Source organism: Citrobacter sp. wls619, from assembly GCF_005281345.1.
In the GTDB taxonomy this organism is placed as follows: domain Bacteria; phylum Pseudomonadota; class Gammaproteobacteria; order Enterobacterales; family Enterobacteriaceae; genus Citrobacter.
In genome coordinates this window covers 49,533-62,046 of record NZ_SZXJ01000006.1, presented here as the reverse complement: position 1 = coordinate 62,046, position 12,514 = coordinate 49,533, and the positions used below count along the sequence as shown (strand labels likewise).

Genomic DNA, 12,514 nt, shown 5'->3' with positions numbered 1-12,514 from the left:
AAAGTCTTCAGGATATGGCTATGAAAAAACTGTTATTAGTGTGTCTGCCCGTATTGCTTACCGGTTGTAGTGTGTACAACCAATTTGTCGAGCGTATGCAAACGGATACGCTCGAATATCGCTGTGATGAAAAACCGCTTACCGTAAAATTGAATAATACCCGACAGGTGGCGAGCTTTGTTTATGATAATCAACTATTGAATCTCAAACAGGGCGTGTCGGCATCGGGTGCACGCTACACAGATGGTATCTACGTCTTCTGGTCTAAAGGAGACAATGCGACGATCTATAAACGAGACAGAATTGTGCTGAATAACTGTCAGTTACAGAACCCGAAGCGTTGAGATTTTCACCTGGGCGGCGCACAATAGCGTCACCCACTGACAATCCGTAGCCCAACATCATGTCTGATAACGACGAATTGCAGCAAATCGCGCACCTGCGCCGTGAATACACGAAAGGCGGTCTTCGCCGCCGCGATCTTCCCGCCGAACCCCTCGCGCTGTTTGAGCGCTGGCTGGGGCAAGCCTGTGATGCCAAACTGGCAGACCCTACCGCGATGGTCGTCGCAACAGTCGATGAACACGGTCAGCCGTACCAGCGAATCGTGTTGCTCAAACATTATGATGACAAAGGGCTGGTGTTTTATACCAACATGGGCAGCCGTAAGGCGCACCAGATCGAGAACAACCCGCGCATCAGTCTGTTATTCCCCTGGCATACGCTGGAACGGCAGGTGATGGTCATCGGCAAGGCCGAACGCTTGTCCACGCTTGAGGTGGTAAAATATTTCCACAGTCGCCCGCGCGATAGCCAGATTGGCGCCTGGGTTTCTAAGCAGTCCAGTCGGATTTCCGCACGTGGAATTCTGGAAAGTAAATTTCTTGAGCTCAAGCAGAAGTTTCAGCAAGGGGAAGTGCCGTTGCCAAGTTTCTGGGGCGGTTTTCGCGTGAGCATTGAACAAATGGAGTTCTGGCAGGGTGGCGAAAACCGTCTGCACGACCGTTTTTTATACCAACGTGAAGATGACGCGTGGAAAATTGACCGTCTGGCCCCCTAAAGATGCAAAATTCTTGTTTTAAGCGCTGGTGCTGATGAATCCGGCGCTTTATTCTATGTCTCTTTCGCATCAGGCGAAAAGTCGTGTACCGGCAAAGGTGCAGTCGTTTTATACATGGAGATTTTGATGGCAAGCAGTAACTTGATTAAACAATTGCAAGAGCGGGGGCTGGTGGCCCAGGTGACGGACGAGGAAGCGTTAGCAGAGCGACTGGCGCAAGGCCCGATCGCGCTCTATTGCGGCTTCGATCCTACCGCTGACAGCTTGCATTTGGGGCATCTGGTTCCATTGTTATGCCTGAAACGCTTCCAGCAGGCAGGCCATAAGCCTGTTGCGTTGGTGGGTGGTGCAACGGGTCTGATTGGCGATCCGAGCTTTAAAGCCGCCGAGCGTAAACTGAATACTGAAGATACCGTGCAAGAGTGGGTGGATAAAATCCGCAAACAGGTTGCACCGTTCCTCGATTTCGACTGTGGCGACAACTCGGCGATTGCTGCGAACAACTACGACTGGTTTGGCGGTATGAACGTACTGACTTTCCTGCGTGATATCGGCAAACACTTCTCCGTAAACCAGATGATCAACAAAGAAGCGGTCAAGCAGCGTCTGAACCGTGACGATCAGGGGATCTCCTTTACCGAGTTTTCTTACAACCTGCTGCAAGGTTATGACTTTGCCTGCCTGAATAAACTGCATGGCGTGGCATTGCAAATTGGTGGTTCTGACCAGTGGGGTAACATTACCTCTGGTATCGATCTGACCCGCCGTCTGCATCAGAACCAGGTATTTGGCCTGACGGTTCCGCTGATCACAAAAGCTGACGGTACCAAATTCGGTAAAACGGAAGGTGGCGCAGTTTGGCTGGATCCGAAGAAAACCAGCCCATACAAGTTCTACCAGTTCTGGATCAACACGGCTGATGCGGACGTTTATCGCTTCCTGAAATTCTTTACTTTCATGGACATTGAAGAGATCAATGCGCTGGAAGAAGAAGATAAGAACAGCGGTAAAGCGCCGCGTGCCCAGTATGTTCTGGCTGAGCAGGTAACGCGTCTGGTTCACGGCGAAGAAGGTTTAGTGGCGGCGAAACGCATTACCGAAAGCCTGTTCAATGGTAACCTGAGCGACCTGAGCGAAGCGGACTTCGAACAGCTGGCGCAGGATGGTGTACCGATGATCGAAATGGACAAGGGTGCCGACCTGATGCAGGCGCTGGTGGATTCTGAGCTGCAGCCTTCTCGCGGTCAGGCGCGTAAGACCATTGCGTCTAATGCGGTCAGCATTAATGGTGAGAAACAATCTGACCCGGAATATTTCTTCCAGGACAGTGATATTTTGTTCGGCCGCTACACCTTACTGCGCCGTGGCAAAAAGAACTACTGTCTGATTTGCTGGAAATAAGTAAAAGTCAGCAGGGGCGTGGGAAACTACGCCCCTTTATTTTTTTAGGGTTGTGGTAAGTAAAATGAAGAATATCCTCGCCATCCAGTCCCACGTTGTTTTTGGCCATGCCGGCAACAGTGCTGCCGAATTTCCGATGCGTCGTCTTGGCGCGAATGTCTGGCCGCTCAACACCGTTCAGTTTTCTAATCACACACAGTACGGTAAATGGACCGGCTGTGTTATGCCGCCCAGCCACCTGACTGAAATTGTTCAGGGCATTGCTGATATCGATAAACTTCAGACCTGTGATGCGGTGCTGAGTGGTTATCTGGGATCGGCTGAGCAGGGCGAGCATATTCTGGGTATTGTGCGCAAAGTGAAAGCGGCAAATCCTCAGGCGAAATTCTTTTGCGATCCAGTGATGGGGCATCCTGAAAAAGGCTGCATCGTGGCGCCCGGTGTTGCGGAGTTTCATGTTCGTCACGCACTTCCGGCCAGCGACATTATCGCGCCAAATCTGATTGAACTCGAAATTCTGTGCGAGCATGCGGTTAACAATGTTGATGAGGCGGTGATGGCTGCCCGTGAACTGATTGCTCAGGGGCCGGAAATTGTGCTGGTTAAGCATCTTGCCCGTGCAGGTATCAGCGCAGATCGCTTTGAGATGCTGTTGGTCACCGCCGATCAGGCGTGGCATATCAGCCGTCCGCTTGTTGATTTTGGCGCACGTCAACCGGTTGGCGTTGGTGACGTCACCAGCGGCTTGCTGTTGGTTAAACTGTTGCAGGGGGCTTCATTGCAGCAGGCGCTGGAGCATGTGACTGCGGCGGTGTACGAAATTATGATCGCCACCAAAGAGATGCAGGAGTATGAACTGCAGGTGGTTGCCGCACAGGATCGTATCGCGAAACCAGAACACTACTTTAGCGCCACTCAGCTGTAATCAATGTGCAATGGCGCTCACGCTTATCGGGCCTACGTTTGTCGGTAGGCCGGGTAAGCGCAAGCGCTACCCGGTAACAGCAATTACTTTAACCCTTCCGCTTTAAGCGCTGCGGCAACTGCCGGACGCTCAGTCATGCGCGTCATATATGCCTCGATATGGCTTAATCCTGCCATATTCAACTTAACCGCATACGCCCAACGCAGCACGGTAAACAGATAGGCATCAGCAATGCTGAAGCGTGCGCCGCAAATCCACGGATTGTCTTTCAGCGATTCGTTCACATACTGCATTTTTTTCTCAAGCAATGCGCGAACGGTTGGTTTGTACTCCTCTGGCGTATCCGGGCGGAACAGTGGGGTAAAACCTTTATGTAGCTCTGTAGCGATATAGTTAAGCCATTCGATAGTTTTGTAGCGTGAGAGACTGCTGGTAGGGGCCAGGAGATGACGGTCTGGAACGGTATCTGCCAGATATTGCATGATGGCGACGCCTTCGGTCAGTAGTGTACCGTCATCCAGCAACAGTGCGGGAACTTGTCCTTTCGGGTTTACCGCGAAAAAATCGTCGCCGTTTTCCAGACGTTTCTTCATCAGATCAACACCATCCAGCGTGAAATCTTTACCGCTCTCACGAAGTGTGATGTGGGAAGCAAGAGAACAAGCGCCCGGTTTGTAGAACAGTTTCATCGGTAACTCCTTTTGGCTGAGGTATACCGTATGGTAGTGCTACCTGGAGCAAAAAAAAAGCCGCTAACAACAGTTAGCGGCCTGAAATTAAGTTTCCCTGAGAATTACGCTGTTGCGGCCTTAGCGGCTTTCTCACTGATGTCGTCATCTTGCGTCATGCGGTTCAGTTTCGGCGCCGTCAGCAGCATCAGTACGGCGATAACTGCAGTAGCAACACCAATCTGCAGGAACACGCGACCGTAGACTTCAAGGGACATCAACGGATCGGTCACATTCTCCGGAACCGCCATCATGTTTGCCACGTAACCACCGATGATGTTTGCACCGGCAGTGGTCAGGAACCAGCTACCCATGATGAAGCCCATCAGACGCTGTGGAACCAACTGCGCCACCATCGCCAGACCCAGACCAGAAATCATCAGCTCACCGATACTTTGCAGGCCGTAGCAGATGATCAGCCAGTTAACCGAAACGATACCCGCATCGGTCGCGAATTTCGCACCCAGCGGCAGGATCAGGAATGCGCCGGAGCACAGCACCATACCAATTGCAAACTTGGTCGGCATCGGCAGAGTGTCACCCATCTTGTTATAGATAGCGGCAAGAATTGGGCTACCGATGATGATCCAGAACGGGTTCAGTGCCTGATACTGCTCTGGTTCGAAAGCAATACCCAGAATAGAGTGTTCAACGTTACGAATCGCAAAGAAGTTCAGGGATGTCGGCATCTGGCTGTACAGCACGAAGAAGATAATGGCTTCCAGCATCAGAATAAAGGCGACGATCATCTTACGACGTGCAGCACCCTGCATAGAGAACGCTTCTTTCGCAAAGATAACCACGATACCCATGGCGATAACACCCAGAACCATACGTGCGATGCCCTGGTTGTGCAGCAGCCATGTTGCGATAGCGATAAGCACCACAACACCAACAATGGTCAGCAGCAGGTTGCGGAAGTTGATGGGTTCAAAGTCAGGCTTGGAACCGTACTGTTTAACCCAGCGCTGGCAGAAGGCGAAGTTAACAACGGTGATCAGCATACCCACGACGCTCAGGGCGAATGCGGTGCTCCAACCGTAACGCGCTGCCAGCCACGGCGTTGCCAGCATAGAGAAGAATGAACCGATGTTGACGGACATGTAGTACATGGTGAATGCACCATCAAGACGCGGGTCATCTTTGGCATAGCAGGTAGAAAGCAGGGAAGATGGGTTTGCTTTAAACAGGCCGTTACCGACCGCGATGGCCGCCATACCCATATAAACGATACCCGCATCGTGACCAGACCATGCAACCAGTGCATAACCGATGGCCAGGACAACGGCACCCAACATAATCACACGCTTTGTGCCCAGAACTTTATCACCTAACCAGCCACCAATGGCAACAAGGCCATACACCAGGGCGCTAAAGGAGGAGAAAAGAGTGATGGAATCCGCTTCTGACATACCCAGTTGCTTCACCAGGTAGACGGCCATAATCCCTTGCAGGCCGTAATAACCAAAACGTTCCCACAGCTCAATTGAGAAAATGAGATAGAACGCTTTTGGTTGTTTGAAGGCGTTTAAACTGACGCTTTCTGTTGGTTTATTGTTTGCAGTAGACACTTTTACCTCTTTTTTTACATCCCATATCAACGGGGGTGTTCTGGTACGTGATGAGTCAAGTTCATCCGTCCGATTGTTATAGTGGGAGGGGAAACGGCAAGTAATGTTCACTATCTTGACCATTCAGACAAGGGGTTTGTAATAATCTGTTACATATAACTCAGATGGTGAAATCGTCGGGGCTGAGAAATGTTATCCAGCGTTAAATTTCTTCATTTGAAGAATGGCAGATTTTTACACTGTGAGGATGGGGTTAAAATGGGAATGTGGCGATATGTTCTGCTATTTTGCCTTGAAGGTAGTGATATGGTCCATTATCTGAAAAATAGCCAGTGTAATGTTTTGTATCGAAACGAAGCTGTCAGGTCATCTGATTGTCATTTTAACGATAAAATAATAAATATTTTACATAATGTTATCAGGGTGATCCTGATCACGGATAGATAGAAATTTCTACTATTAAAAAAACGATTAACCTGCTCAGGTGTTAGTTCACAAGAATATTACATTAGATATGCCGGAAGGTACGGCATCATTGTCGGGAAATGAACGATTGAGAAGTGCATAACTAATCGTTATGGAAGAGGGGCCAATGTTATGGCCCATACTGTCAGATATCGACTTTTTCTTTGAATTCGCACAGATCTTCGATAATGCAGGAACCGCAGCGTGGTTTTCTGGCTATGCAGGTGTAGCGACCATGAAGAATTAACCAGTGGTGACAATCGACTTTAAATTCACTGGGGACGACTTTCAGCAGCTTCTCTTCGACCTGTTCGACGTTTTTACCTGGGGCGAATTGTGTACGATTACAGACCCGAAAAATATGGGTATCTACGGCAATCGTTGGCCAGCCGAAGGCGGTATTCAACACCACGTTGGCCGTTTTACGACCAACACCGGGCAGTGCTTCCAGTGCCGCCCTGTCTTCGGGTACTTCGCCATTATGCTGTTCCAGCAGGATACGACAGGTCTTAATCACGTTCTCTGCTTTACTGTTGAACAGACCAATCGTCTTGATATACGACTTAACCCCCTCAACACCGAGCTCGAGCATGGCAGCAGGGGTATTGGCGACGGGGTATAGCTTAGCCGTCGCTTTATTGACGCTGACATCGGTGGCCTGCGCGGAGAGCAAGACCGAAATCAGCAGCTCAAACGGTGATGTAAAATTAAGTTCGGTTGTCGGATGCGGATTGTTATCACGCAGGCGCGTCAGTATTTCCAGCCGTTTCGTTTTGTTCATTACACATTCCCTGTTTCACCCGCCGGGTCTGTTGCCATTGCGGCCTCGGCACGGCGCTTCTTCATCTTTTCATCAATCAGATACTTAACCGCCAGCATCAGCCCCAGGCCAATGAATGCACCCGGCGGTAGCATGGCCAGCAGAAATGGTGTGTCAGTATGGAAGATCTCCACGCGCAGGACTTTGGCCCAATTGCCCAGCAGGCCGTCTGCGCCGTCGAACAATGTACCGTTACCTATTATTTCACGCAGCGATCCGAGTACAAACATGGCACCGGTCGCCCCCATACCAATAGAAAAACCATCGAGCGCGGATAAAGCAGGGCCCTTTTTCGCGGCAAAGGCTTCAGCACGGCCCACAACAATGCAGTTGGTTACAATCAAGGGGATAAAGATACCCAGTGATTGATACAGGCCAAAGGCGTAGGCATTGATAAGCATTTGTACCGCACTCACCACGGAGGCGATGATCATGACATAAATGGGAATACGGATTTCGGGCGGTGTCCAGCGGCGTAGCGCTGAAATAGTCAGGTTTGTCAGGGTCAACACCAGCGTAGTCGCAAGCCCCAGACCTAACGCATTGGTTGCGGTAGAGGTAACGGCCAGCAACGGACACATGCCGAGTAACTGGACAAGGGCGGAGTTATTTTTCCAAAGACCCTGAACAATGACGTCTTTAATTTCGCTCATGGTTATTCTCCACAGGCGCTAAGTTGAGGAAGTTGCGCAGGCAGCGTCTGCGCAAACAGGCCAGCACGTTTCACAGCATTAACCACTGCTCGGGGCGTAATGGTCGCACCGGTGAACTGATCAAAATCGCCGCCATCTTTTTTCACCGCCCAGTGAGGGTCGTTCTCCGCGCTAATCGTTTTGCCGCTAAAGTGGGTTATCCAGTCTGACAGACGTAACTCAATTTTATCACCGAGGCCTGGCGTTTCATGATGTTCCGTCACCCGCGTACCCAGCACAGTACCGTTGAAATCTACACCAACCAGCAGTTGAATTGCACCGGAATAACCATCAGGGGCCGTGGCCTCCAGAATTGCCGCAACCGGACGGTCGTCCTGGCGGGCAATATAGATACGATGTGTACCTTTACCTAGTGCCTGCGCATTAACCAGATAGCAACTTTCTGGCAGATTGTTATTGTAGCGATCGCCAGGCAGTACCTGATCAAACAACGCCTTTTGCTGCAGGGCAGCTTGTTCATCAATGGTAGACTTGGTTAGCTGATTAATCGCCGCTGTTAACCCTGTAGAGCCCGCAGCAAACAGTGCCAGAGTGATACCGCGTTTACGAATCGTTTTCAGCATACGTTGTCCTTAGCGATGTCCGTACACACGAGGACGGGTGTAATAATCAATCAGTGGAACGGTGATATTTGCCAGTAACACGGCAAAGGCTACGCCATCAGGATATCCACCAAAACTACGAATCAGCCAGACCAACAGACCCGCAAGCGCGCCAAAAATCAGGCGACCACGGTTGGTAGTTGATGCCGTAACGGGATCGGTAAGAATAAAGAATGCACCCAGCATGGTGGCGCCGGAAAGCAGGTGCAACTGCGGTGATGCCAGAGAATCTGGCGAGAAAATCCAGCCTAAAGTGGCGCAAACAGCAAGCGATAGCAGGAAGCTCACCGGGATATGCCAGCGAATCGCTTTCTGCCATAACAGTATGATACCACCCGCAAGCCAGGCAAGGTTTACCCACTGCCAGCCAGCGCCTGCAAGCATGCCGCTGTAGATAGGGTATTGCATCACCTGCTCAACAGTACGTCCCGCGTGCAGGGAGGTCTTAAAGGTATCCAGAGGCGTTGCCTGACTAATACCATCAATGCCCATGCGTAGTGTGTTCATATCGCCGCCGCCAGCGGTATGCCCGGTAAAGATAACGTTTAAAGCATCAAAAAAGCCGGGCACCGTAGCGGCAATTTCATGCGGTGGCAGCCAGCTTGTCATCTGCACCGGGAATGAGATCAACAGCACGACATAACCAATCATTGCCGGATTAAAGGGATTCTGCCCAAGACCGCCATACAGTTGCTTGGCAATGATAACGGCGAAGACGGTACCCAGGATCACCATCCACCACGGAGCCAGAGGGGGAATACTGACGGCAAGCAGCAACCCTGTCAGCAGGGCGGAGTTGTCTTTCAGGATCGCGGCAACGGGCTGTTTACGTAGTTTAAGCACGCCCGCTTCGGCGGCGATGGCACTGACCGATGCCAGCACTATCTGGAACAATGTACCCCAGCCGAAGAACCACCATTGAGCGGCAATTCCTGGTAATGCAGCAATCAGAACCAGCATCATGATACGCGATGTCTGACGCTGGTTATGGGTATAAGGGGAGCTAGCTATTCTGAATACCATTTATTCCTCGTTTACAACCTGCTGCTGTGCGGCTTTCTTGGCCTGAGCGCGTGCAATAGCGGCCGCAACGGCAGCTTTGCGCGAGTCAACCGGTTCGACAGATTCCGTGGCGACTTGTTGCTCAAGCTTGCGGGCTTTGGCGCGGGCAATTGCGGCTTCGACGGCAGCTTTGCGCGGGTCAACCGGCTCGGCGGGTTCTGTGGTGGCTTGTTGCTCAAGCTTGCGGGCTTTAGCACGGGCGATGGCAGCTTCGACGGCGGCTTTGCGCGTGTCAACCGGCTTGGCGGGTTCCGTGGCGGCTTGTTGCTCAAGCTTGCGGGCTTTGGCGCGGGCAATTGCCGCTTCGACGGCGGCTTTGCGAGGGTCCGTACCCGCGCTGCTGTTCTCATCTTTTGACGGATTTTCACTGCGCGCGGCGCGGGCCTGCGCTTTGCGCGCTTCACGTGCGGCAATCACTGCGCTGTTATCCGGTTTTTCACCCGCCTGGATGACAACCGGCTGCATAGCCTGAGCCTGTTTCTCTTTCACGCGAGCCAGTGCCGCAGCGATGGCATCATGATCTTTCGCTGCAGGTTGTACAGCTGCGCTTTTATGCCGTTCAAGACGTGCCGCTTTTTCACGCTCAAGTCGGGCTTGTCGGGCCTCAAAGCGCGCTTTTGCTTCTGCAGCACGTTTTTCTTCCTGACTGATGGCGTAAATCTCCGCCTTTTCCTGGCGGAAGTACTGTACCAGCGGGATATTGCTTGGGCATACCCATGCACATGCCCCGCATTCAATGCAGTCAGCAATGTTGTGGGTTGTCGCTTTATCATGCTGCTGGCCTTTACTGAACCAGTAAAGTTGCTGCGGCAGAAGATCGGCAGGGCAGGCATCGGCACAGGCGCTACAGCGAATGCAGCCTTTTTCTTCCTGCGGTTCACCCATTTCACTGGCAGAGGGCGCAAGCAGGCAGTTGCTGATCTTCACGATGGGAACATCCAGCCAGGGCAGGGTAAAGCCCATCAGCGGACCGCCCATGATCACCATCTGGTCAGCAGAAGGACAGAAACCTGCATCGTTAAGCAGGTGACGAACAGGTGTACCCAATCGCGCCCAAACGTTGCCCGGGCGGCTGACTGCTTCGCCCGTTAGCGTGACCACTCGCTCGGTGATTGGCTCGCCGTCAATAACGGCCCGCTTGACAGCATAGGCAGTCCCCACGTTTTGCATCAGCACCCCGATATCGGAGGAACGTCCACCGTGAGGCACCTGCTTCCCGGTCAGGATTTGCGTCAGTTGCTTGGCGCCGCCTGACGGGTATTTGGTGGGGATGACACGTAAGCTGATATCGTGAGAATCAGCCAACACAGCGCGCAGCATGGAGATGGCTTGTGGTTTGTTATCTTCAATGCCCAGCAGGACTTCACGCGGTTGAAGAATATGAGCGAGTATGCGGATACCTTCGACTACCTGAGCCGCGCAATCTTGCATTAAGCGGTCATCGGCGGTGATGTAGGGTTCACATTCAGCGGCGTTGATGATCAGTGTTTCAATTTTATCACCGCCCCCTTGCAGTTTGACGCCAGTTGGAAAACCGGCGCCGCCGAGTCCGGCAACACCGAATTGGTGAATACGGGCTATGAGCTCCTCGCGGCTGTGGGCACGATAATTTGCCCAACCGTCACGCTCAATCCAGCGATCTTCACCGTCCGCATCAATGATGACGCTAAGTTCAGCTAAAGCCGAAGGATGCGCGGTAGAGTGCGGGGCTATGGCAACAACGGTGCCGGAGGTTGGGGCGTGCACGGGCAGCATTCTGCCGCGCCCACGGGTTAGCGCCTGACCACGCAGCACGGTATCGCCCACATTGACACACAGTTCACCTTCAGCGCCAATATGCTGCTTCAACGGAATAATAAAGCGCGGAGCCAACGGAACCTGCCGCAGCGGTGTCCCGTTAGACTGGGTCTTCATTTCTGGTGGGTGAATGCCGCCATCAAAGTCCCAGATTTTATTTTTTCTGAATGCGGAGAATAACTTAAGCATGTTGTTCCACAGGAATGATGCGCACAGGAATAGTGTTTAAATCCCACTTCCAGCTGTCAGGTGTCTCGGCGACCGGGCGTAATTCGATACATTGGGTCGGACACGGATCAACGCACAAATTGCATCCGGTGCACAGATCGCTCATCACCGTGTGCATGGCACGCGTCGCGCCCACGATGGCATCGACCGGGCAGGCCTGAATACATTTCGTGCAGCCGATACAGTTATTTTCATCAATGACCGCCAGCATACGAACGGGGGTAGCATCCTGCTCATCACCATCAATAGGTTGCGGATCGACGTTCAACAGGGTCGCAATTTTTAGCATCACCGCTTCGCCACCTGGGGCGCAACGGTTGATTTTTTCGCCCTGACAGCCAATCGCTTCAGCATAAGGACGGCAGCCCGGGTAACCGCACTGTCCACACTGGCTTTGCGGGAGAATTTCATCAATTTTCTCCACGACCGGGTCATCCTCGACGGCAAATCGACGAGAGGCATAACCCAAAATAGCGCCGAACGCCAGACCCAGCAGACTCACTGCGGCAACGGCAATCCAGATAGCATTCATTACAACTTCACCAAACCACTAAAGCCCATAAAGGCCAAAGACATTAAACCAGCGGTAATCAGCGCAATCGCATTACCGCGGAACGGGGCAGGAACGTCTGCCACGGCGAGGCGTTCGCGAATTGCGGCGAACAGAACCATCACCAGTGAGAAGCCGACGGCGGCGGAAAAACCGTACAGCGCCGACTGTAAAAAATTATGCCCGAGGTTGATGTTCAGCAACGCCACACCCAAAACCGCGCAGTTAGTGGTGATCAGCGGTAAGAAGATCCCCAGCAGGCGATACAGCGCAGGGCTGGTTTTGCGTACAACCATCTCGGTAAATTGCACCACCACGGCGATGACCAGAATAAAGGCCAGCGTGCGCAGGTAGATGAGATCGAGCGGGATGAGGATCCAGGTGTCAATCAGCCATGCGCAAATGGATGCCAGCGTCATTACAAAGGTCGTGGCGAGGCCCATACCCATTGCGGTTTCCAGTTTTTTGGAAACGCCCATAAAGGGGCATAAGCCCAGAAACTTGACCAGTACAAAGTTATTGACCAGTACAGTTCCGACAAACAGCAGCAGGTAATCAGTCATTTTTCGGCCTGAAATAAAAAAGCCGCCTA

At 52.1% G+C, this 12,514-nt stretch carries 13 protein-coding genes; 4 read left to right on the top strand and 9 right to left on the bottom strand.

Annotation, left to right across the window (positions count from 1 at the left end):
- The first annotated feature begins 14 nt into the window (after positions 1-14).
- From mliC to pdxY, 4 genes are all read left to right on the top strand, one after another.
- On the top strand, positions 15-344 hold the full coding sequence (gene mliC / locus FDX19_RS01030) for a C-type lysozyme inhibitor (RefSeq protein WP_137381271.1): 330 nt from the start codon (positions 15-17) through the stop codon (positions 342-344).
- A 59-nt stretch (positions 345-403) separates the two neighbouring features.
- Positions 404-1,060 (top strand): pyridoxamine 5'-phosphate oxidase, encoded by a 657-nt coding sequence (gene pdxH, locus FDX19_RS01025; protein WP_048211753.1) that lies wholly within the window; start codon positions 404-406, stop codon positions 1,058-1,060.
- Positions 1,061-1,186: 126 nt separating this feature from the next.
- Entirely contained in the window at positions 1,187-2,461 is a 1,275-nt protein-coding gene (gene tyrS, locus FDX19_RS01020; protein WP_137381270.1) for a tyrosine--tRNA ligase, read from the top strand.
- Between the two features lie 64 nt (positions 2,462-2,525).
- Positions 2,526-3,386 (top strand): pyridoxal kinase PdxY, encoded by an 861-nt coding sequence (gene pdxY, locus FDX19_RS01015; RefSeq protein WP_137381269.1) that lies wholly within the window; start codon positions 2,526-2,528, stop codon positions 3,384-3,386.
- A gap of 83 nt (positions 3,387-3,469) precedes the next feature.
- On the opposite strand, the gene gstA is transcribed toward pdxY, so the two are convergent.
- From gstA to rsxA, 9 genes are all read right to left on the bottom strand, one after another.
- Positions 3,470-4,075 carry a glutathione transferase GstA gene (gstA, locus tag FDX19_RS01010; protein WP_137381268.1) on the bottom strand — a complete coding sequence of 202 codons (606 nt, stop codon included), beginning with the start codon at positions 4,073-4,075 and terminating at the stop codon, positions 3,470-3,472.
- Between the two features lie 104 nt (positions 4,076-4,179).
- Complete coding sequence (gene dtpA, locus FDX19_RS01005) at positions 4,180-5,685, bottom strand: dipeptide/tripeptide permease DtpA (protein ID WP_137381267.1); 1,506 nt, start codon at positions 5,683-5,685, stop codon at positions 4,180-4,182.
- Positions 5,686-6,295: 610 nt separating this feature from the next.
- Positions 6,296-6,931, bottom strand: coding sequence for an endonuclease III (nth, locus tag FDX19_RS01000; RefSeq protein WP_137381266.1), 636 nt, complete (start codon positions 6,929-6,931; stop codon positions 6,296-6,298).
- Positions 6,931-7,623: an electron transport complex subunit E gene (locus FDX19_RS00995; RefSeq protein ID WP_137381265.1), complete on the bottom strand. Its 693-nt coding sequence runs from the start codon at positions 7,621-7,623 to the stop codon at positions 6,931-6,933. Before FDX19_RS00995 ends, nth begins: the two co-directional genes overlap by 1 nt.
- Positions 7,624-7,625: 2 nt before the next feature.
- Positions 7,626-8,246 (bottom strand): electron transport complex subunit RsxG, encoded by a 621-nt coding sequence (gene rsxG / locus FDX19_RS00990; protein ID WP_137381264.1) that lies wholly within the window; start codon positions 8,244-8,246, stop codon positions 7,626-7,628.
- 9 nt (positions 8,247-8,255) lie between these two features.
- Positions 8,256-9,308, bottom strand: coding sequence for an electron transport complex subunit RsxD (rsxD, locus tag FDX19_RS00985; RefSeq protein WP_137381263.1), 1,053 nt, complete (start codon positions 9,306-9,308; stop codon positions 8,256-8,258).
- Positions 9,309-11,333 carry an electron transport complex subunit RsxC gene (gene rsxC / locus FDX19_RS00980; protein WP_137381262.1) on the bottom strand — a complete coding sequence of 675 codons (2,025 nt, stop codon included), beginning with the start codon at positions 11,331-11,333 and terminating at the stop codon, positions 9,309-9,311.
- Positions 11,326-11,904 carry an electron transport complex subunit RsxB gene (gene rsxB / locus FDX19_RS00975; protein ID WP_005121200.1) on the bottom strand — a complete coding sequence of 193 codons (579 nt, stop codon included), beginning with the start codon at positions 11,902-11,904 and terminating at the stop codon, positions 11,326-11,328. The genes rsxC and rsxB overlap by 8 nt, the downstream gene beginning before the upstream one ends.
- On the bottom strand, positions 11,904-12,485 hold the full coding sequence (rsxA, locus tag FDX19_RS00970; RefSeq protein ID WP_005121199.1) for an electron transport complex subunit RsxA: 582 nt from the start codon (positions 12,483-12,485) through the stop codon (positions 11,904-11,906). The genes rsxB and rsxA overlap by 1 nt, the downstream gene beginning before the upstream one ends.
- Between the last annotated feature and the right edge of the window lie 29 nt (positions 12,486-12,514).

What these genes read in the sequence shown, in the direction of transcription:
- FDX19_RS00995 (WP_137381265.1), bottom strand. Translation starts at nt 7,623, where the DNA reads ATGAGCGAAATTAAAGACGTCATTGTTCAGGGTCTTTGGAAAAATAAC.
- rsxA (WP_005121199.1), bottom strand. Translation starts at nt 12,485, where the DNA reads ATGACTGATTACCTGCTGCTGTTTGTCGGAACTGTACTGGTCAATAAC.
- gstA (WP_137381268.1), bottom strand. Translation starts at nt 4,075, where the DNA reads ATGAAACTGTTCTACAAACCGGGCGCTTGTTCTCTTGCTTCCCACATC.
- tyrS (WP_137381270.1), top strand. Translation starts at nt 1,187, where the DNA reads ATGGCAAGCAGTAACTTGATTAAACAATTGCAAGAGCGGGGGCTGGTG.
- nth (WP_137381266.1), bottom strand. Translation starts at nt 6,931, where the DNA reads ATGAACAAAACGAAACGGCTGGAAATACTGACGCGCCTGCGTGATAAC.
- pdxY (WP_137381269.1), top strand. Translation starts at nt 2,526, where the DNA reads ATGAAGAATATCCTCGCCATCCAGTCCCACGTTGTTTTTGGCCATGCC.
- rsxG (WP_137381264.1), bottom strand. Translation starts at nt 8,246, where the DNA reads ATGCTGAAAACGATTCGTAAACGCGGTATCACTCTGGCACTGTTTGCT.
- rsxB (WP_005121200.1), bottom strand. Translation starts at nt 11,904, where the DNA reads ATGAATGCTATCTGGATTGCCGTTGCCGCAGTGAGTCTGCTGGGTCTG.
- rsxD (WP_137381263.1), bottom strand. Translation starts at nt 9,308, where the DNA reads ATGGTATTCAGAATAGCTAGCTCCCCTTATACCCATAACCAGCGTCAG.
- mliC (WP_137381271.1), top strand. Translation starts at nt 15, where the DNA reads ATGGCTATGAAAAAACTGTTATTAGTGTGTCTGCCCGTATTGCTTACC.
- pdxH (WP_048211753.1), top strand. Translation starts at nt 404, where the DNA reads ATGTCTGATAACGACGAATTGCAGCAAATCGCGCACCTGCGCCGTGAA.
- rsxC (WP_137381262.1), bottom strand. Translation starts at nt 11,333, where the DNA reads ATGCTTAAGTTATTCTCCGCATTCAGAAAAAATAAAATCTGGGACTTT.